The organism is Leucothrix mucor DSM 2157 (assembly GCF_000419525.1).
Taxonomy (GTDB): domain Bacteria; phylum Pseudomonadota; class Gammaproteobacteria; order Thiotrichales; family Thiotrichaceae; genus Leucothrix; species Leucothrix mucor.
The window spans coordinates 3,747,814-3,767,803 of the sequence record NZ_ATTE01000001.1 but is presented as its reverse complement, the minus strand read 5'-3'; the positions used below and the strand labels follow the sequence as shown (position 1 = coordinate 3,767,803).

Annotated in this window: 14 protein-coding genes; 4 read left to right on the top strand and 10 right to left on the bottom strand. The window is 49.4% G+C overall.

Features of this window, described 5'->3' with window-relative positions; all coding sequences use genetic code 11:
• The first annotated feature begins 31 nt into the window (after positions 1-31).
• Entirely contained in the window at positions 32-5,398 is a 5,367-nt protein-coding gene (locus LEUMU_RS0117250) for an SdrD B-like domain-containing protein (RefSeq protein WP_022953553.1), read from the top strand.
• A gap of 41 nt (positions 5,399-5,439) precedes the next feature.
• Here the strand turns inward: LEUMU_RS0117250 and LEUMU_RS0117245 are convergent, their stop codons facing one another.
• From LEUMU_RS0117245 to LEUMU_RS0117235, 3 genes are read right to left on the bottom strand one after another with little or no spacing between them, the layout of a single operon-like run.
• Entirely contained in the window at positions 5,440-6,585 is a 1,146-nt protein-coding gene (locus LEUMU_RS0117245; protein ID WP_022953552.1) for an ABC transporter substrate-binding protein, read from the bottom strand.
• Positions 6,582-7,991 (bottom strand): sensor histidine kinase, encoded by a 1,410-nt coding sequence (locus tag LEUMU_RS0117240; protein ID WP_022953551.1) that lies wholly within the window; start codon positions 7,989-7,991, stop codon positions 6,582-6,584. The genes LEUMU_RS0117245 and LEUMU_RS0117240 overlap by 4 nt, the downstream gene beginning before the upstream one ends.
• Positions 7,978-8,655, bottom strand: coding sequence for a response regulator transcription factor (locus LEUMU_RS0117235; protein ID WP_022953550.1), 678 nt, complete (start codon positions 8,653-8,655; stop codon positions 7,978-7,980). The genes LEUMU_RS0117240 and LEUMU_RS0117235 overlap by 14 nt, the downstream gene beginning before the upstream one ends.
• A 130-nt stretch (positions 8,656-8,785) precedes the next feature.
• Between LEUMU_RS0117235 and nhaD the strand changes: the two genes are divergently transcribed.
• Positions 8,786-10,027, top strand: a complete 1,242-nt coding sequence (gene nhaD, locus LEUMU_RS0117230) for a sodium:proton antiporter NhaD (RefSeq protein ID WP_022953549.1) — start codon at positions 8,786-8,788, stop codon at positions 10,025-10,027.
• A gap of 15 nt (positions 10,028-10,042) precedes the next feature.
• On the opposite strand, the gene LEUMU_RS0117225 is transcribed toward nhaD, so the two are convergent.
• The 4 genes from LEUMU_RS0117225 to LEUMU_RS0117210 all read right to left on the bottom strand — a co-directional run bounded on the left by LEUMU_RS0117225 (position 10,043) and on the right by LEUMU_RS0117210 (position 13,773).
• Positions 10,043-11,548 carry a tripartite tricarboxylate transporter permease gene (locus tag LEUMU_RS0117225; RefSeq protein ID WP_022953548.1) on the bottom strand — a complete coding sequence of 502 codons (1,506 nt, stop codon included), beginning with the start codon at positions 11,546-11,548 and terminating at the stop codon, positions 10,043-10,045.
• 11 nt (positions 11,549-11,559) lie between these two features.
• The gene (locus LEUMU_RS0117220) at positions 11,560-12,000 is read right to left on the bottom strand and encodes a tripartite tricarboxylate transporter TctB family protein (RefSeq protein WP_022953547.1); all 441 of its coding nucleotides are present in this window, start codon (positions 11,998-12,000) and stop codon (positions 11,560-11,562) included.
• On the bottom strand, positions 12,000-12,968 hold the full coding sequence (locus LEUMU_RS0117215; protein WP_022953546.1) for a Bug family tripartite tricarboxylate transporter substrate binding protein: 969 nt from the start codon (positions 12,966-12,968) through the stop codon (positions 12,000-12,002). The genes LEUMU_RS0117220 and LEUMU_RS0117215 overlap by 1 nt, the downstream gene beginning before the upstream one ends.
• Positions 12,969-13,143: 175 nt before the next feature.
• Positions 13,144-13,773, bottom strand: coding sequence for an MBL fold metallo-hydrolase (locus LEUMU_RS0117210; protein WP_022953545.1), 630 nt, complete (start codon positions 13,771-13,773; stop codon positions 13,144-13,146).
• A gap of 165 nt (positions 13,774-13,938) precedes the next feature.
• Between LEUMU_RS0117210 and LEUMU_RS0117205 the strand changes: the two genes are divergently transcribed.
• A complete protein-coding gene (locus tag LEUMU_RS0117205; protein ID WP_022953544.1) occupies positions 13,939-16,044 on the top strand; it encodes a molybdopterin-containing oxidoreductase family protein in 2,106 nt (701 codons plus the stop codon).
• Here the strand turns inward: LEUMU_RS0117205 and LEUMU_RS0117200 are convergent.
• The gene (locus LEUMU_RS0117200; protein WP_157474377.1) at positions 16,021-17,115 is read right to left on the bottom strand and encodes a GHMP family kinase ATP-binding protein; all 1,095 of its coding nucleotides are present in this window, start codon (positions 17,113-17,115) and stop codon (positions 16,021-16,023) included. The genes LEUMU_RS0117205 and LEUMU_RS0117200 overlap by 24 nt on opposite strands.
• A 5-nt stretch (positions 17,116-17,120) precedes the next feature.
• The gene (locus tag LEUMU_RS26600) at positions 17,121-17,738 is read right to left on the bottom strand and encodes a TetR/AcrR family transcriptional regulator (RefSeq protein ID WP_022953542.1); all 618 of its coding nucleotides are present in this window, start codon (positions 17,736-17,738) and stop codon (positions 17,121-17,123) included.
• Between the two features lie 176 nt (positions 17,739-17,914).
• On the opposite strand from LEUMU_RS26600, the gene LEUMU_RS0117190 reads away from it, so the two are divergent.
• A complete protein-coding gene (locus LEUMU_RS0117190) occupies positions 17,915-18,358 on the top strand; it encodes a DUF2852 domain-containing protein (protein WP_022953541.1) in 444 nt (147 codons plus the stop codon).
• Between the two features lie 151 nt (positions 18,359-18,509).
• On the opposite strand, the gene LEUMU_RS0117185 is transcribed toward LEUMU_RS0117190, so the two are convergent.
• The gene (locus LEUMU_RS0117185; protein ID WP_022953540.1) at positions 18,510-19,895 is read right to left on the bottom strand and encodes an FAD-binding oxidoreductase; all 1,386 of its coding nucleotides are present in this window, start codon (positions 19,893-19,895) and stop codon (positions 18,510-18,512) included.
• Between the last annotated feature and the right edge of the window lie 95 nt (positions 19,896-19,990).

Genomic DNA, 19,990 nt, shown 5'->3' with positions numbered 1-19,990 from the left:
ATGCATACTATCCTGCTGGGGGCAGCGGAGCATGGTAACTAATAATAAAAAAGCGCGTTGGTTTGATGATGAGCCACGATCTGGGGCATCCTTTGGGCTTTCACAGTTACTGCTGGCACTGTGGTGCTGGATGGCAATGTTAGTGGTGCCTGCCTTTGCGGGAACCTCCGATAGCGATAGTAATCTGTCATTCGAGCTAAAAACGTTGGCTACGGGTAGCTCGCCATTTGAGTCGGATAACTTAGCAGGTAACGACACCGGTGAGGATAATGAATACCTCAGAACATTGGATGTCGTCTCCTACGAAGTGCAATTTACTACCTTCAAAGAGTTAAGCGATACGACGGTCACCGTTTTGATTCCTAAGGAGTTAGATCTTAGCGACGTTCCTGCTTACTGTAATACCGGCTCCAGTTTAGTGGATAATACAGTGACGGGTGAGCAAACATTGACCTGTACAATTCCAGGCAATAACCCATCAAGTGATCCGGATAGCACCCTCTCGCAATCATCGATTCTAGCACTACCTTTGCAGCTGACTGCACTCACTCTGGACCGTTTAGGTAATTACGTTGCCAATGGCACGGTGCCTGCCAGTGTTACCGCTAATGTTACTGCGACCAGTTTCAAAAATGGTAACGGAAAGACTACCACTTCAAGTTTGAACTCAGTGGCGGATGATCTGATTATTTCTGCGAGGCCGAAATTTGATTTGGATATTAAAAGCCTCGATAACCCGATTTACCGGATCGTAGAAGATGATGATACTGGTGAGACTGGGGTTATCTATCAGGTGCCGATTTTAGTCAAGGTGGAAAACGGCAAAGGCACCGAGGCACTGATTGAGGATATTGTGTTTGAGGCAACAATCGTCAATGCAACAGACCCTGCCAGTGCTGTACCTTATCGCGTTGTTAATTGGTCGGGTGCGCCGGTTAAATATGATCCGGGCTGCTTTGGCAATAGCTATCTGGACGGCAAGCAAGGCCGTACTACCTTTCCTTATGGTTATTACGAGACGGATTATCCTGATCGTTCCATTGCCGGAAATGCAACTTACACCTGTACACAAGCGAGTGCCGGTGAGCCGATTACGGTTAGAATTGCTGATGTTGATTCTTCTGCACTACACACCCCAGACTACGTACACTCCGGTGCGAGCTTGTCTGCGGATGACAAGTACATCGTTGCCGGGCTACTTAATTATTGGATTCCTCTATCGTACGTTGATGCTAACGGTGGGGAGGTTACTCTCAAGAATAATTATACTGAACTCACCACCAAGGGCGTTAGTGGTGTCAATAATGCCGAAACGGATCTAAGCAATAACACAACCAACAACTACACTGTGATTACCACTCGTGGGTCTTTCACTAGCTATTATGTGAGAAATTACTCCAGTGGACGGGGGCAGGTGCTTGCGCCGATGACCTCAACGAATGCCGGTAATGGTGTGGTGATGCCGACTCAGGTATACGGCTATCGCATGTACGGTAATAACAACGGTGCGCTGGCTTGGAATGGTGGACTGGTTGATGATGGGGCAGGCGGTTATACCGGTGAAGGGTTTAGCATGTGTACGCGCATTGATAACCGAACCTATGTTTTGGACCCGCTGAGTACTACCTCCTCAATCGCCCACAGAAGTTATGAGACATCGACCAAGGTAGCGCATAAAATTGAGTACGGTACTGGGGGTGACATTTTAAGTGGTGGTGTGTATTACTACGATACAGATGGAGATGGCGATCCGTTAACCAATGGCCAAACTACTTTTGAAGATATGCGCACCGAAACCTGTGGCGAGGCAAACTCTCCATCGGGTTGGTATAGCGATATTCGCGATGTTCCGGGTGGTCCGGAAGCTGTTACGAAGGTAAGAATCGTCGCGCTTGAGCCGCTTGAGCCCGGTGCGCGCTTCGATGTAGGCTTAAATTTGAAGGCACTGACTGTCGACCCCATTAGTAATGTGAGCTTGCCGGAAGGGATCTTGATGCCGGCGTATACCACCCGCACCAATTACAATAGCAGTACTTGGGTGAATACCACTTATCAGCCCAGTGATCACAGTGGCCAGAAAGCTTACGGTGACCGTTTACGATTAACCAGAGCATTGGCCCGCATTGAGAAAACCACGTTACCCAATGATGAGAAGAATAGTGTGTTAGCGGGTCAGACTTTGGAATATCAGTTAGCACCGACCTTTACCTCAATTTTAAAGCCCGCTCCGGATCAGTCTTACGATGTGGTGGTGACCGATACACTACCGGAGAGACTGAGCTATGTGGCTAACTCCGCCAGTCGAGTCCCTGATAGTGTAACCGTGAATGCGGATGGTACCACCACCATTATCTGGACTCTGCCGGAGGTATCACTGGATAGCAGTATTACGCCTATCACTTTGGAAGCGAAGGCAAAGTTTGATACATCCAATGGTACCGATGCGATCAACACGGTTATGGTTGATAGTATTGCTGATGGTTCTGGGGAAGAAGATCGCACAGCAACCCGTACGGTGGTGATTGGCAACTCGGGTGCATTTAATGTGGTTAAGGAGTCACTGACTCCCTTGGTGGCGCCCGGGGATAATATTTCTTATCAGTTATCGTTTGCCAATATTGGTTCATCCGACTTATCGACCGGTGATTTTATCGATATCCTGCCCTACGGCGGAGATGACACGATTAATATCAATGATGACCCAGCGGTGCTGGATATTCCGGGCTCATCCAAAATTCGCGATCCGGCGACTAACTTTACACCGACGCCTTCAGGTACAGTCAATTTATTAGCCGTGACGCCATCGTATGCAAATGAGAGTTTCCTCTATACGAAGACGCCCTCGGCGGATTTGTTTATCGACCCGACCCACAGTAGCAATTTGGCTGGTGGAAGTACGCAGTGGTGTACAGAGGCTGAAATTACAGCGTCGACTAGTGGTTGTCCTCAGTCTTTCAGTGAAATCACCGCGATTCGGATACTGACACCAGATTTCCCTAAAAATGGAACGACCCGAAATGTTCTGATCGAGCTTGAGCATGACGGCGAGGCGGCACAGTTACAAACGAACTCCTTTGGTGGGCGGGTCGATGGTATTATCGGTTTGGTTTACAGTGATGCGACGACAGAGATGGAGTTACCCGCCATTGGTGTGGCTAAAAACGCGACGGTTTCAGACGGCCCATTACCACTTAAATATACCGTTACCTACGATTTTTACCTGAAAAACCTCAGCCCACTTTCAAGCTTAGGATCATTAAGTTTGCCCGATGATTTGAGCAGTGTTTTTGGCCAGAAAACGGTCGACTGGGATTTTGTGAGCCTCACGAAAGTTTCGGGGCCCGGCACGATTGAGGTGAATGCGACCTATGATGGCGCGACCGTCATTGACATGATTGGTGCTGGTTCATCCTTAGCGAGCGGCGAGTCTGCCCAATTACAGTTGGTAGTGGAGGTGTTTAGCTCACCTGGCACCTATACTAATCAGGTCACTGTGAGCGGGGAAGATGCCGTGGGCAATGTGTACACCGATTTGTCTAACGATGGTATCGCAAAAGCAATTGATACGGATGGCGATGGTCTCGCGAATGAAATGGATACCGGTAATGGGGAGGATGAAAATAGCGATGAAAACGTCCCGACCAGTATTATCCTTTACGGCTCTGACTATGGTGATGCGCCCATCAGCTTTGGCGATGCAGTGCATTTATTTACTGATTCTCCGAGTGTGTATTTAGGTAGTGTTGCACCGGATAGTGAGGCGGTCAGTCAGCAGGGAAGTGATGCTGGCTTGAATGCGCGCGGGGATGATGCTGACTCCTCAGGTGATGATGAAGACGGCGTTAGTAATCTGCCCGTACTGCTTGCTGGTCGTACCGATTACAGTTTTAGTGTGGCATGTACTGGTAATGGAATCGTCGCGGGCTGGGTGGATTTTGATTTGTCGGGTAGCTTTTCGGGTGCGGAGCAAAACAGTAATCATCCGGTGACTTGTGCTGGTGGTTCGGCGAGCCTGAGTTGGAGCGGTTTAAGTGGCTTAGAGCCAGGGGTTAGTTATCTTCGTGTGCGTACTGCAACCGCTCAGGCAGAGCTGGAGAGTGCCGAGGGTCAAGCGTCTGACGGTGAGGTGGAAGATTACCCGATCATGATTGAAACCACCTCAGTGAGTGGTCGTGTGTATCGGGATGCAAATACGGATACAGTGAACGATAGCTCGGAGACTGGAGTCAGTTCATTGCCGGTTGTACTCATCAGGATTGAATCGAATTCTGCCAATAATAGTTGCGTGAGTGCGCGTACCAATGGCAACGGCGACTATCTGTTTGAAAATGTGTTTGCGGGGACTTATCAGGTCTATGAAGCATCACGCGAAAGTGTACCTACGCCACGCAATTGTGGAACCAGCTTTGCTAAGGACTCAGCTGCGTATGTGTCAACCACTGCTAATGTTAGGGCTGAGTTTACGGTATTTGATACCAGTGTAACGGGGCAGGATTTTGGTGATGTCAAAAGGCCAATTCTCGAGCCCAGTAATATGGGTCAGGTTTTAGCCGGTAATGTGCTGTTTTATGCACATAAGTTGACTACGCCAGCTAAGGGAAGTGTGAGCTTTAGCAGTGTATCCAGTGGGAATAAAAGCAGTGGTTGGTCGTCGATTATTTATCGCGATGTAAACTGTGATGGTTCGCTCAATGGCACGGAGGGGGCATCACCGATAAGTACAGGTTCGATACCAGTAGATGCTGAAGCTAAGGTTTGTCTGATCAACAAGGTCTATGCGCCATCTAATGTCGCAGCGAATGACCGCTATGTTCAAAATATCACGGCGGACTTTGATTTTGAAAATACGGTTGCAGGCACCTTGGCGCTGATAGTTCGAGACGTGACGACGGCGTTGCAGGTAGTGGTACCTGCTTTACCTGCAACGCCCGAAGTGGTCGCGGAACCAGTTACACCCGCTCAGGACCCAGTCGACGCAACACCAACTACGCCGTATATTCCTGAGATTCCGGAAGCGCCAGCTCAGGCACAGGTTGATCCAACACCGGTGACTCCGGCCGTTGGCCCTTCACGCTTGGAGCTGCGTAAAACAGTTCAGAATACAACGCAGAGCTCAGCCGAGACCGCGACGGTGAATCAGGCAGCGCCAGGCGATACGCTTAAGTACCGGATTTATTACAGTAATACCGGCACCGGACCACTGACTGAGCTGACAGTGAATGATAATGCGCAGGCGTTTACGTCGATCAAACCTAACTCGGCAGTTTGTGGTACGCCGCCATCAGGAATGACCTGTACGCCAGTTATCAGTGACGACCGCGTGAAGTGGGAGTTTGTCGGGCCACTGATTGGTGGAGCATCTGGCGTTGTTAGTTACGACGTGGAGATTGATGATTAGTGGTAGCAGGAGCGCTTTGGCATTGTCGAGGCGCTCCGACTTTAGTGAATAACCTTTTTCCACTCACTCAAAAAATTCGCCTTCTTCATTTGGTCCTGATAAGTCAGCAAGGCAGGCCCCAGCTTAATCAACCTAAGCAACCCACGATTACGCGTCGCTGCCTGTAACCCTGAATACGTCGCTTGCCCGGTAACCTGAGGATGAATCGGGTACAGTCGCGCCTTAATCGCCAATAACTGCTGCCCCTGAACCGACATCAAGTAATCCAAAAACTGATGTCCAGCTTGTGGGTTACTGGCTTTCTTCGAAACAAACGCAACCCGCGACATCACCAAGGTGTAGTCATTGGGTAAAATCATCGCCAATTGATCGGAAGCTTCAATCGCCGCATAAGCATAAGAGCCCAGCACGTTATACCCCAGCAGTAGCTCGCCACTTTCCAGTGCATTTAACATGCCTCGGGTGCTGTCGTAGAGTTTCACATCGACACTATTCAAGTTTTCGGTGAGTCGCCCCCAAGTGCTGGCTTGCTGTGCATCCTGACTAGCCAGTAAGTAGCCAAAGCCACTTTTCTCAATGTCGTAGGTGCCGATCCGACCTTTAAAGTCATCGGTTTTATCGCGTAGCAAATCAATCAGTTCAAAGCGGTCTTTTGGTATATAAGCGCCAGTTAGCAGCTTTTTGTTGTACACCATGACTGCCGGCTCGTAAGTAAAGCCAAAGGCTTGATTGCGCCATTGCGACCATGCGGGCAGTGTGTCTGGCAGATTACTGATATGCGTGGCGGCATAGCCATCATTGACCAGCTTAATCTGCAAATCCATCGCTGAGCTAATGATTAAATCAGCAGTACGACCTTGCTTATAATTCTCACGAAAATCATCAAACAGAGGGACAGAGTTTGATTCTTTATACTCAATGGTAACGTTAGGGTGGCGACTCTGATAATCCGTAATCAGTATTTTCATCACACTTTCATCAGTGCTGGAGAGTATTTTTAAGTGTTGCTGTTCCTTGCTTGGAGCGGGATAAGTGGCGGCTTTAACGGGATTGCTAACAGTCGCCAACAATAAGCATGAAATCATGACGATGGCTAGCGTTAACTGTGCCTGTTTCAAAGCATGTCCACAACTCGTTAAGTTCCCAATACGCGCACTCGAAAGATTGGTTGTTATAAAACTACTCATACACTCACCGGTAAGATTAGTCGCGCTTTTAGCCCACCTTGTATGCCATTTTCCAACTCCAGTGTGCCGCCTAAGCCGCGCGTGATTTGCTCAACAATAGCCAAACCCAAGCCACTGCCACTTTGCTGACGAAACTCCCCACGCCCAAAGCGTCGGGTCACTTGCTGCAATAATTCTTCCGGCAGCCCCATGCCATAGTCCCTAACTTGCAATACCACCCAACCCGCTTTTGGGGCCGCTTCAAGGCTGACATGCACTTCGGCTTTTGTGGCATTAAGCTGGCCATATTTCAGCGCGTTATCAACCAGATTACGCAGCACTTCGCGTAGCGCTTCCGGGTCAGCCGTCACTTGCACCGCCCCCAAACTATTATCAAAGTTCAGCTCAACCTGCTGGGTAATGGCGATGGGCGCAAGGTCGGCTAAGCATTTGATGACTTCCTCTTCCAGCACAACCGGCTCGGGAATTAACACATCCACGCGGTGGGCGAGGGTGGCATAACTCAATAACTGATTAATCCGGCTATTGGTTTCAATGGCATTGCGGCGAATACGCTCGGCGCGGCTGCGAAATACAGCCGCATCGCTGTCTTCCGCGGCCAGTTCGGCTTGAGCTTGCAAGCTGGCTAACGGCGTGCGTAACTGATGAGCCGCCTCGGCAATAAAGGCGTGATTACGGTCCTGATTACGCTGCAGCCGGCCCATAAAACGGTTAATGGCTTCCACCAAATGAGTGGCTTCATTGGGCACTTGCGTGGTGAGCGGTTTGAGGTCGCTCGGCTGGCGGCTTAATAATTCATTTTCAACCCGAAACAAAGGGCGCAGCGACCAACCCGCCGCCAGCCAAACAAACAATAATCCCAATACAATCAGCCCGATAATGCCGATCATGGCTTTTAAGGTTAAATCTCTGGCGAGCTCATCCCGTGCCAAGCGGCTTTGTCCCATTTGCAGCCAGACCTTATCCCGCAAACCAGACTCGGTTAACTGGCGTTCCAGCACAATAAAACGAAACGACTCGCCCTGATAATCGCGCGTAAAAAAGTGCGGACTACCATCTTCAAAGTCTTTCTCCATTGCCTTGGCAGTGGGTTCTGGCAAGCCTTCGTAGCCGGTGAGTAGGCCTTTGGCTTCGCTCTTTAAGTGATACGTCACCCGGTCATTTTCAGAGAGCGACAAGGTGTCCATTGAAGCATAGGGGAGATCAAAATTGATTTTATCACCGGTGACGCTGAGGCTTTCCAACGCCGTAAAGGCGGCACTGGCCAGCAGTTTGTCATAGGCTTGTTCGGCCGCGCGTTTAGCAAAACTATTCGTAGCTAGCAGCACAACCGAGCCACCGATTAGCAGCACGAGCCCAAATAATGTCGCGAGCCGTACCCGCAGCGAGCCACTATTGCTCAACATAAATCATGTATCCAATCCCGCGTAAGGTTTTGATGCGTACATTGCTGGCCGCGATTTTTTTACGCAGTCGCGCGATATACAGCTCAATGGCATTGTCACTGGGTAGCTCATCAATATCATCAAACGAGCACAGTTGATCGGCAATTTGCGACTTACTCAAGGTGCGCCCCTGATGGCTTAACAGTAAATCGAGAATGCTTAATTCGCGCTTGGGCAAATCTACTTCTGTCTCATTCACCAATACAGTCGCGGAGCCTCGGTTAAAACTCAGATTGCCATAATTGACTAAGCTTGCAACCTCGCCACTATTGCGACGAATTAAGGCGCGACAGCGTGCCGATAGCTCACGCAAATCAACCGGCTTAATTAGGTAATCATCAGCGCCTAAATCCAGCGCATTCACCCGGTCATCAATACCAGAGCGGGCGGTTAAAATCATCACAGGGGTTTTGTTTTTACGTTCGCGTAATAGCTGCAATACGCGCATGCCATCCAATTTTGGCAAGCCTAAATCAAGGATTACCAGACTGTAATCTTGATAACTCAGTAATTTATTGGCCTGTTCTCCGTCAGTTAACCAATCGACAGCATGGCCATCAGCCCGCAGCCGCTCAGCGATGGCCTCTGCCAAGTCCGGAGTATCCTCAACCAGTAGTATTTTCATAATAAATCCAGTTTACACTAATCGCCGCTGATACAAAAAATCACCTGACGCTGAAAAAAAGCAGGCCTATAATCCCCGAATTTTAAGACCCTGCCCATTGTGCAGGAATACCGTTTTTAGGAAATACAAAATGGATACCTTCATCCTCATTCTAACCGCGCTGGGATTCATCAGCATTGTGTTGGAGGATTTGACTCATATTAACAAGGCAAAAACCACCTTGTTTTTTGGAAGTCTGATCTGGTTACTCTACTACGTCGAACACGCGGCAACTTCCGCCGAAGTCGATATCAAGCTCAACGAAAACCTCCTCGAAGTCGCCTCGCTCTGGCTCTTTTTAATGTCCGCTATGACCTTCGTCGCCTACCTCAATAACCGAGGTTTTATTGCCAATCTGGTGATGCGCTTATTACCCGCAAAACTCTCGATTCGCACTCTGTTATTTATTACGGCTAACTTCGCGTTTATCTTTTCCTCGCTGGCCGATAACGTAACCACCACGCTGGTGTGTATCAGCCTGTTAATCCCGTTGAAGTTAGATAACAAAGATATGCTGCGCTTTATGGCAGTGATCGTATTTGGTGTGAACTCCGGCGGTGTCTCGCTAATCACCGGTGATGTCACCACGCTGATGGTATTCCTCGCTGGCAAAGTCACCATCGGTAATCTGCTGATGTTGATCGCACCGGCTTATGCGGCCTTGATGATTTTGACCTTCTTTATGTCGAAGCGCATGAGTGGGGATCTGGTGATTGAGAAAAATCAGCAACCCATTCTAATGGTGGATTGGGTGGCTGGCGGCCAGTTCCTAATCACTATTTTAAGTATTTTGGCACTGAACGTATTGTTCCATGTACCGCCATTACTGACCTTCCTTGTGTCCCTGTCGATGTTATTCGTGCTGATGCAGTTCCTGAATAAAGACGAAGACATGATGCGCAATATTCGCTTAATCGAGTTCGATACACTGCTGTTCTTCTTAGGTGTCCTGCTGATGGTCGGCATGCTGAAAGAGCTTAAAGTACTGGATATGTTGAGTCAGGTGTATACCTATCTGCCAACGCCAGTGGCTAACTATGCTCTGGGTATTTTCTCTGCATTAGTGGATAACGTTCCGTTAACAGCGGCTGTACTGCACTCGGGTATGGAAATGCCGTTAAGCGATTGGATTTCGCTAGTCTATGCGGTGGGCGTGGGTGGTTCTTTGTTAGTCATCGGCTCTGCGGCGGGAATCATCGCGATGAGTAAAGTGGAAGGTCTGACCTTTGCCAGTTACGCGCGGTATTCAAAGTACTTATTGATCGCGTATACGATCGGCTTTGCGTTGGCGTGGGGATTGGGGCAGTTAGTCCATGGTATTACTGGAGCCTAACTACCCCTAAGCCTTTTAGTCGGTAATGCGTTGTGGCTTTCTTAGCACGTTGCGTAAGAACATTGGCGCGATAAAGCCAACGATCGCAGCGATCCAGAGGCCAATCGAGATCGGAGAGGAGAACAGGTACATATAGTCTCCATCTGCAATCACCATGGCACGGCGCAGCGCATTTTCCATATTGCCGCCCAGCAGTATTCCGAGAATAACGGGTACTGTTGGGATTTCTAACTTGCGCAATACATAGCCTAGTGCACCAAAGCCTACCATCAGCAACAGATCAAAATAGCTGCCTGACAGTGAGTAGATACCCACGAACGACACCATGGTCACGCCGGGTAATAAAATCCAGGGCGGTACCATCAGAATCTTCACGAACACCTTAACCATCGGCACGTTCATTAGCAGCAACACGACGTTGGCAATCAGCAGTGACGCAATCAAGCCCCAAACCACTTCTGGCTGTTCCGTAAACAAGGTCGGGCCGGGGGTGATATTCAGTGTCATTAGCAAGGCTAACAATACTGCTGTGGTTCCAGAACCTGGTACACCGAGGGTCAACATTGGCACGAGTGCACCACCTGCCGCCGCATTGTTACCCGCTTCTGGTGCCGCAATCCCTTTAGGAACACCGGTACCAAAACCACCTTTTTCACCCGCAATCGACTTCTCGCTCATATAAGCCAGGAAGCTTCCTAGTGAGGCACCGGCACCCGGCAGGATTCCGGCCACAAAGCCTAAAACACTAGAGCGCAACATGGTCCATTTGGTGTCTTTGATGTCTTTCCAAGGGATAGTGACTTTGTCCAGCTTCACACCAATGGAGGAGCTTTTACCGTGACTTTCAATAAAGAAGAACACTTCCGCAATTGCAAACAAACCAACAATCGCCACCAGGAAGTCGATGCCATCCATAAGGTGCAAATTACCGCCTGTTAGTCGTGCCATACCGGATGAGTTGTCCACACCAATCATGGAAATACCCAGACCAATACATGCCGCCAAAGCAGATTTTGCTTGGTTATTGGATGACATGCCACCCAGCGTACAGAACGCCAGTAAATACAGTGCAAAGTACTCCGCAGGGCCAAAGACATAAGCCACGCGAGCCAGCAGTGGTGCCAGCAGAATCAAGCCGATCGTGGCTAGAAAAGCACCCACAAAAGACGCAACACCAGACAATACTAAGGCATCGCCAGCGCGGCCGTTTTTGGCCATGGGATAGCCATCGAGCGTGGTCATCAGCGCCGGTTCATCGCCCGGAATATTGAGCAAAATCGAGCTGATCCGTCCGCCGTACATCGCCCCGTAATACACCGAGGTCATTAGTACCAATGCCGAGGTTGCATCTAAGCCCATGGTAAAGGTAATCGGGATTAGAATGGCCACGCCATTGGAGGGGCCTAAGCCCGGCAGCGCACCGATAATGGTACCCAGAAAGCAGCCGATAATGGCCAGCATCAGGGTAAACGGTGAGAACGCGACCGAAAACCCGAGCATGAGGTTATTAAGAATATCCATATCGCTAATCCTTAACCGAAGAGGCCTTTTGGAAACGGCACTAAGCCGAGCCCTAGAGCGAATTTAAACAATACAAACAGCCCGACCGATAAACCAACACCGGCGAGTGCCGCAGGACCCGCGCGCGGTGAAATCTGAAAACTCAAAATGCCCGCTGCAATCGCAGTCGGTAAGATGAATCCCAATGGTTTTAGCGCAAACGCGTAAGCAATCAATACCGCAACCGCAACCAATAAGGCGAGGAAGGTCCGCATTGCAGGCCACTCGGGGTCGGGATCTGGTTTTACCATTAAAAATAAACCGCACAAGGCGGCAATGGAGCCGATCATAATTGGGAAGGCTTTGGGGCCCACCGGGTCGGCTAAGAAGCTGGTCTGAATCTGAGTAGCAGCGGCGACATACGCCACTGCTACCAGTAACACGACCAGACCAAAAATCCGGTCGCTGATCATTACTTGATTACTCCGATGTCTTTAGATAACGCGTGAATTTCTGCAACAACGCCATCTACATAGCCTTGGAAGTCAGCACCCACTTTAGTGAATGGAGCCAGACCGTTAGCCTTCATTGATTCTTTCCACTCGTCACTTTCTGCGACTTTCTTCAGGCGATCTGCCCATAGGTTGAAAGTATCATCGCTAACGCCTTTAGGGATGTACATACCGCGCCAGTTAACCGCAACGACGTCGTAGCCTTGCTCTTTAGCCGTTGGGATATCGTCAAAGCCCGGAATGCGTTCTTCAGACAGCACTGCAATTGCGCGAACTTCGCCAGCTTTCAGGAAGCCTACGATTTCAGACATGTCGCCCGTCATTGCTTGAGTGAAGCCACCAACGGTTTGAGTGATCGCATCTGCACCACCATCAACACCGATGTATTTTACTTTTCTGATGTCTGTGAAGCCTGCGCGTTGCAGCAACATCAATGGCTTAAGGTGATCAAAACCACCCACTGCAGAACCACCTGCGAAGGTTACTTTAGAAGGATCGGCTTTAACCGCTTCTAATAAGTCTTTTAGGTCTTTGAATTTGCTGTCTTTAGCAACAACGATAACGCCTGGGTCAGCACCGATTGCGCCAACAAAGCGAACCTGATCTGCTGTCATACCAGCATAGGCATCTTGTGCTAAACGAGTGGAGGTTGCAGAAGAGGCTGCAATAATTAGATCGGCGTCAGTGTTACGCTCGGCAACAACGTGGTTATAAGCTAAACCACCACCAGCGCCCGCCATATTGGTAACTTGGATTGGCTGATCGACAGCCTTGATGTCATACATGATCTTACCGATAGTACGGCAAGTGAAATCCCAGCCGCCGCCAGGGTTAGCAGGAGCGATACACTCTGCTGCGAAACTGCTGCCTACCATGCTCAGACTCAGAACGACGCCCGCTGCCACTTTCTTCAAAATTGGTGCTTTCATTGAGATTTCTCCATCCTATGTTAATTCACCCGATGATCGGGCTTTTCAGCTTATCACGAGCATCATTCCATAAGAAGCTGACATGAACCTGTCATGTTAATAAGAGGAGTGATGAATCGTGATATTGCTGTAAGCGGAGAAGCCCAACTGTCTTACTTAAATAAGCTGGGAAGCCTTATCGAACATTTGGATTAGTTTTACGCTCATGGCCGATGGTGGTATTCGGGCCATGGCCAGAGACCACAACCGTATCATCCGGCATTGGCCACAGTTGCGTTTTAATCGCATCCATCAAATGCTGATGATTGCCGCCCGGAAAATCGGTACGGCCAATCGAGCCGGAGAACAACACATCGCCCACAAAGACGATATGTGCAGATTCATTAAAGAGCACGACATGGCCCGGAGTGTGGCCGGGCGTAAAGCGCACTTCAAAACTTTCCTCGCCCAGCGTGAGTGTTTCACCGGCTTTTAACCAACGAGTAGGGCGAAAGGCATCGTGATGTGGAAAGCCAAACATTTCGGATTGTTGTGGTAAGCCATCAAGCCAGAAAGCATCGCCTTCATGTGGGCCAATAATCGGTAACTCATAGCGCTCGGCTAATGTCACGGTGCCGCCCACATGATCGAGGTGGCCGTGGGTTAGCCAAATGGCAACTGGGGTCAGGCCTTCTTTTTCAATCACCGCACTGAGTTTGTCGATATCTCCGCCGGGATCAATAATCGCGCATTGCTTGGTTTTCTCGCACCAAACGATGCTGCAGTTTTGCTGAAAGGGCGTAACGGGAATGGATTGGTATTTCATGGGCTTGGCCTGAGTGCTGATATGCAGGGCATGGTAAGTAGCGCCATCGTAAAAATCAATGCCGAGTTGCCCAGAGCGTTTCCCACAGCAAAGTTGTGAAAGCTGGCATATTGCGCAGAACAGGATAAAATCCCAGCCATAATAACTCTGTGTGAGACTGCCTCCGTGACTGCTACCGTTATCCAACCAAGCGACACCATAAAACACACCACTTGCTACGAATGTGACGCGAACTGCGCCTTTACGGTGACGATCAACCCCGAAGGCGTCGCAACCAGCGTTGATGGCTTGCCCAATTGCCCGCGCGGGCAGCTGCAATTGGAGCGTCAATACCACCCAGATCGCTTACTGTATCCACTTAAACGCGTTGGGCCACGTGGCTCGGGTGAGTTTGAGCGCATTAGCTGGGATGAAGCGCTGACTACCATCGCGGAGAAACTGGAAGCCGGTAAGCAAGAGCACGGCGCACCAGCGGTTGGCTTTTTTGCAGGCTATACCAAAGAAGCGCGGCCTCAATTGCAGCGTTTAGCGCATGCATTTGGTAGCCCAAATTACCTTACAGAGTCTGGCTGCTGCTTCTCCTCGACCATGGTGTCGGAAAAGCTCACTTATGGCTACAAACTGAAAACCACGTCCACCATCGAATCGCCAAAGACGCGCTGCGTGTTGGTGTGGTCAACGAATGCCTCTGGCTCGATTCCACCCTTTGAAAACCATCACCTCAACAAGCAAAAGCGCAATCGCAAAATGATTGTGGTGGACCCGCGCCGGACCGAAACGGCCGAGCTGGCAGATATCCATCTGCAAATTCGCCCCGGTACTGATGGCGCATTGGCGCTAGGATTTCATCATCTAATCTTTGTGAATGGCTGGCAGGATCAGGACTTTTTGAATGAATGGGCCAGTGGCTTGGCTGAATTCAGAGAGTACATCAAAGATTTCACTCCAGCGGTTGTCGCTGAGGTTTGCGGGATTGATGAAGCTGATTTACGCGCGGCCGCTGAAATGTTTGCCACCGAACTCCCTTCGCAAATTGCCATGTCGCCGACCTCAACCGTGCAGCATAGCAATGGTTTCCAAAACCACCGCGCGATGATTTTACTCTCTGCCGTTATCGGCATGATCGACCGCGAAGGGGGCAACCGCTTCTTTAATGACAAAGTGCTACCTAAGCCAATCGAAATGTTTGATGTGTGCCGCAATGATTTGCCACCGCGCATTGGTGATGAAGTGTTCCCAATCTGGACCAAATACTGGCCAGCCGCACAAAGCATGTTGATGCCGGATTGTATTTTAGAAGGTAAGCCGCAAAAGCTGCGGGCGCTATTGGCAATGGGAATCAACACTGCCATGTGGGCAAACTCCAAGCGCATGGAGCGCGCACTGGGCGAATTGGACTTTTTTGCCGTCTCTGATTTCTTCCATAATCCCGCCACTTTGCAGGCCGATATTGTGTTGCCTGCGGCGACTAGCTTGGAGCGTAGCGCCTTAATCGCGTATCCCGGCTGTGCGTATCAGGGTGAAGTAAAGTATCGTCGCCAAGCGCTGCCACCTCGCGGTGAAGCCAAACCCGATGCGCAGATCTTTCTGGAGTTGGGCGTAAAAATGGGCATGGCTGACCAGTTCTGGAATGGTGATTTGGATGCCTCATGGGCGGAAATGGCCGAAGGATTGCCCGATGAGGTGCGTGAAGAAGCGTATGAAAAACCGGAAGGCGTAGTGGTGTACAGCGAAGTGATTGATGAACTGGTCGATGCCGGTTATATGGATGCTGATCGCCAATGGCGCTTGCATGGCTTCAAAACAGTCACCGGTAAAATCGAGTTTGATTCCAAAGAGTTACGCGACCAAGGCTATGATGGTTTGCCGGTTTATCGCGAGCCAGTGGAAAGCCCGGTTGCTAGTCCTGAGGTGTTTACCAAGTATCCGCTAGTGCTAACCTCTGGCGGGCGACAAAAGTATTTCACGCACTCCCAGCAGCATAATATCGCGAAGCTGTTGGACTTTGACCCGAAGCCACGCATTCAGATTCACCCTGAGGATGCCGCTGCGCGTGGCATTTCGCACGATGCGCAGGTGTCGGTCAGTTCGCCGCGCGGTGCGGTGCTGTTTTATGCCGATGTCACCGACATTATGAAGCCCGGTGTGGTGCATTGCTTCCATGGTTGGAATGAGGCCAATGTGAATGAATTGACCGATGACTCTTGTCTTGACCCGATCAGTGGATTTCCAGCGTTTAAATCGTTGTTATGTGAGGTGACTGCCGCCTAAGCTGTGGTTTGATGCTGATGCTGATGCTGATGCTGATGCTGATGCTGATGCTGATGCTGATGCTGATGCTGATGCTGATGCTGATGCTGATGCTGATGCTAGTTGAGCAGGAATATTGTCTGATGTGGCAGCGAGTGTTTTGGTTTGAAACACGCTGCCATATTGGGCAAGCTGCTTTTTGATATGAGCAAGCTCTGCTTCTGTAGCCGTGCCCGGAAGCAGAATACCGGCACAGGTCCCGCTGTGGGTGGCCAATATTCCCATTGCGCCTAGCTTAGTTAATTCATCAGCCTGATTTAACAGTGCTTTAAGTAAGGCGTTATTGGTTTGCTCACTGTGAATAAGCGTTGATTGATGTGCACACTGAGCAATCGCAAGGTCATCGCGACGTGCAAAAGCTTCCAGCAATTCGGCATATAAATCATCATATTGCTTCAGTAGCGCATCGCTAAAACTTAGGTGCTTATTATACTCCTGAGTAGAAATCACCCCGCCAGCATCAATCCCAATAATCTGAAAATCCGGAATATAATCAAACGCCTGCAATAATCGCCCCTGCCGGTGATTATAAGCAACGCAGCTGGGATAATGCAGTGCATCGTGTGGCTCAATGGCGGTGAATAGCTCAGAAATCAAGCTTGGTGAAAGCGTCACGTTAAACTGCGCTTCAAAGGCCCGAACCACGGCTAACATATCGGCGGTGCTAGAGCTTAGGCCTTTACCAATGGGAATATTCCGATTAAAAATCAATTGGATATGATGGTCGGAAGTTTGACCAAAGTATTTCAGCAAGGCCAGTGCAATGGCTTTGGATTTCGATAACTCCGTTTCTATGATATTAGGTGTGCCGCATACCCTGTCACTTAGCTCATTAAACTGTTTACCATCGTTACCATTCTGAGGTTTATTAAAGGGGTCTTTAGAGAGCTTCCCATTAGACTGACTAATCAAGCGGCAATGGCTCCACAGATCCACCGGCAAGGTCACTAAAAAGTCTTCCCCATTGGATAAACGACCCTGCACAATTTCCCCGAAACTGGCAAAAGCACGGCCTTCACTTATCGTTGGCACTGGCTTCAATTCGCGGCTCTCAATGAGTGGGCTAATGATTTAATCATGCCATGCGCCATTTGCTGCTTTTGCGACTTATCCAAGCCTTTACCCACAGGCCCTTCAATAAATAAATGTGCCAAACCATGCACCGACGACCACGCCAATAACTCCTGTGCACTAAAGCTATTCGGGTCTTTATCGTGAATAGTGTCAACAAATCCGCCTTGCATATAGCCACTTAATAACTTCACCGCTGCAGCGTAATGCTCATCGCTGGTGTAAATAATTTCCTCACGCCACATGGCGCGGAAAAAGGCCGGTTTGGTCAGTGCAAATTCGATATACGCCTGACTGACTTCCGAGAAGGCATCCAACTCATTTTGCTCAGCATGCGCTTTGGCGCTGGCCATCGACTCCAGTAATTGATGTAAGGCGCGGGTGGCGAATGCGGTAAGCAGGGCGCGCTTATCCGCATAATGGCGAAACGCCGAGGAGGGGGAAACGCCGACCAATTTGGCGCAGGCGCGCAGGGAGATCGCCTCCAGACCAAATTTCGTGGCCATTTCATCCACCGCATCGAGTAATGACTCGCTGAGATGGCCGTGATGGTAACTGTTCTTTTCTTTTTTCATTGTGGGCATATGTAAACACCGTTCACTTTTTTTTAGTCAGAGGTCTTGCATTTAGGGTCAAAGTTCATATAGTATGCATTATGTGAACAGTGATAACATTTGTCAACAAGCCGCAGTCACTACACCGGAAAGCATTGAAAAGCCGGAAACACAAACTGCGCTATTTTATATAAGAGGGTAAGTTTATGTCGTCATCAAACGGTTCTACAGCAGAAAACTCAGGTGCTCGTTCATTTGGCTTTTCCGGTAAGCACTTAGGTGAAAAAGGTAATTGGTCGCCGATGAATATCGGTGCCATGGTGGTCGGATTTGTTTTCTTCTGGCCCATCGGTCTGGTGCTGTTGTACTGGAATATTAAAGGGCGTGATGTGAGAGATCTGCCCGGCACGATCAAGGAGAAGTGGGCAGATATGCGTGGAAGAAAATGTAAAAGTGAAGCCACTGGCTCGGATAACTCGCTGTTTAATGAGTTTCAGCAAACGCAATACGATCGCATTCGTGAGATCAAAGAGGAGATTAAAGAGCGTGCTCGTCGCTTCCAAGACTTCCGTGCCGATGCCAAGCGTCGTGCGGATGAGGAAGAATTTAATCAATTCATGGCCAATAATCCGGACCGCAACGGTAACTAAATCGTAGTATTTCCTCCGTAAGACCAGCCGCCATTCATTCGAGTGGCGGCTTTTTTATTTCAGAGAATGCCGTTGTAACAGGTTAATACGCATTTCAAAGTCTGCAAAATAATGCTTAAACTGTCATCAACAGCCGTAAGCCAATTTAGAACTATGCTGTCAGCATTTTTCCGGGATTCATCACATTATTAGGGTCAAACACGGCCTTCATCGCTCGCATATAAGCCACTTCATCTTCCTCTCGCGAGTAATTCAGATAATCCCGTTTGATTAGACCAACGCCGTGTTCTGCGGAAATACTGCCGCGCATGGCTTTAACCAAACCAAACACTTCATGATTGACCGTGGCGCAGGCTTTGAAAAATTCCTCTGCAGGCATATCGGCTGGTTTCAGAATATTTAAATGCAAATTGCCATCGCCAATATGCCCATACCACACTACTTCAAAGTCCGGATAGCGCGCGCTGACCAAGGCTTCCAGTTGCTCTAAAAACGCTGGAATTTCGGACATGCGCACCGACAGATCATTTTTGTACGGGGTAAAAGCATTAATCGATTCTGAAATATCTTCACGCAAACGCCATAAATCCCGCGCTTGCTGCTCGCTCTGGCTCATTACACCATCCAACACCCAGCCTTGTTCCGCGCAATATTCAAAGGTTTCCAGCACCTTGTTTTCCCGCGCTTCGCTGTCATTTTCAAATTCCAGCAAAATATAAAATGGCGCATCGGTTTCAAACGGCTTTGGCAAGCCCTTTTCCTGATGCACAATATCGACGGTGCGTTGAATAAAACTCTCAAATGCGGTCGGGTTGATGGCATTGCGAAAGGTTTCAAACACCTTCATCAGCGAGCTGACATCCGGAACGCCCAATACCATCACGGTGAGATTTTGCGGTGTTTTGGTCAGCTGCATGGTGGCTTCGGTAATAAAGCCTAGCGTGCCTTCAGAGCCGATAAACAAATGGCGCAGATCGTATCCCGTGGCATTTTTGAATAAGCCATGGTTGAGTTCGAGTATTTTGCCTTCGCCAGTCACCACGGTCAGGCCGGAGACCCAATTACGCGTTAAACCATAACCGATCACTTTAATGCCGCCCGCATTGGTCGCAATATTGCCGCCAATTTGACTAGAGCCGGATGAGGCAAAATCGACCGGATAAAACAGGTCATTATCTTCGGCAAGCTGTTGTAATTGCGCAGTAATCACACCCGGCTGACAGCGCACACTGCGGTCAATCGCATTAAACTCCAGCACCTTATTCATGCGATCAAATGACACCACGACTTCCTGATTACTGGCAATCGCACCACCACTTAAACCGGTGCGCCCGCCCGAAGGCACCAATGCAAATTGATGCTCATTCGCCAGCTTAACCAGCGCCTGAACTTGCTCAGTAGACTCTGGAAATACGATGGCTAATGGGTCTGGCTGGTGGACGCGACTCCAGTCTCTGCCGTAGTGGAGCAGGGAGTCGGCATCGGTTAGCAGGTGTTTGTCGCTGAAAAGTTGAGACAGGGCTTCGAGAGTAGTCATGGTCTGGTAAGGCTCATCTATGCAGAAAATCAGGGGCTCAGTTTACGACTTAGTGCTTAGAAATGCGCGGGTATAATCATCATGGTAATAAATTG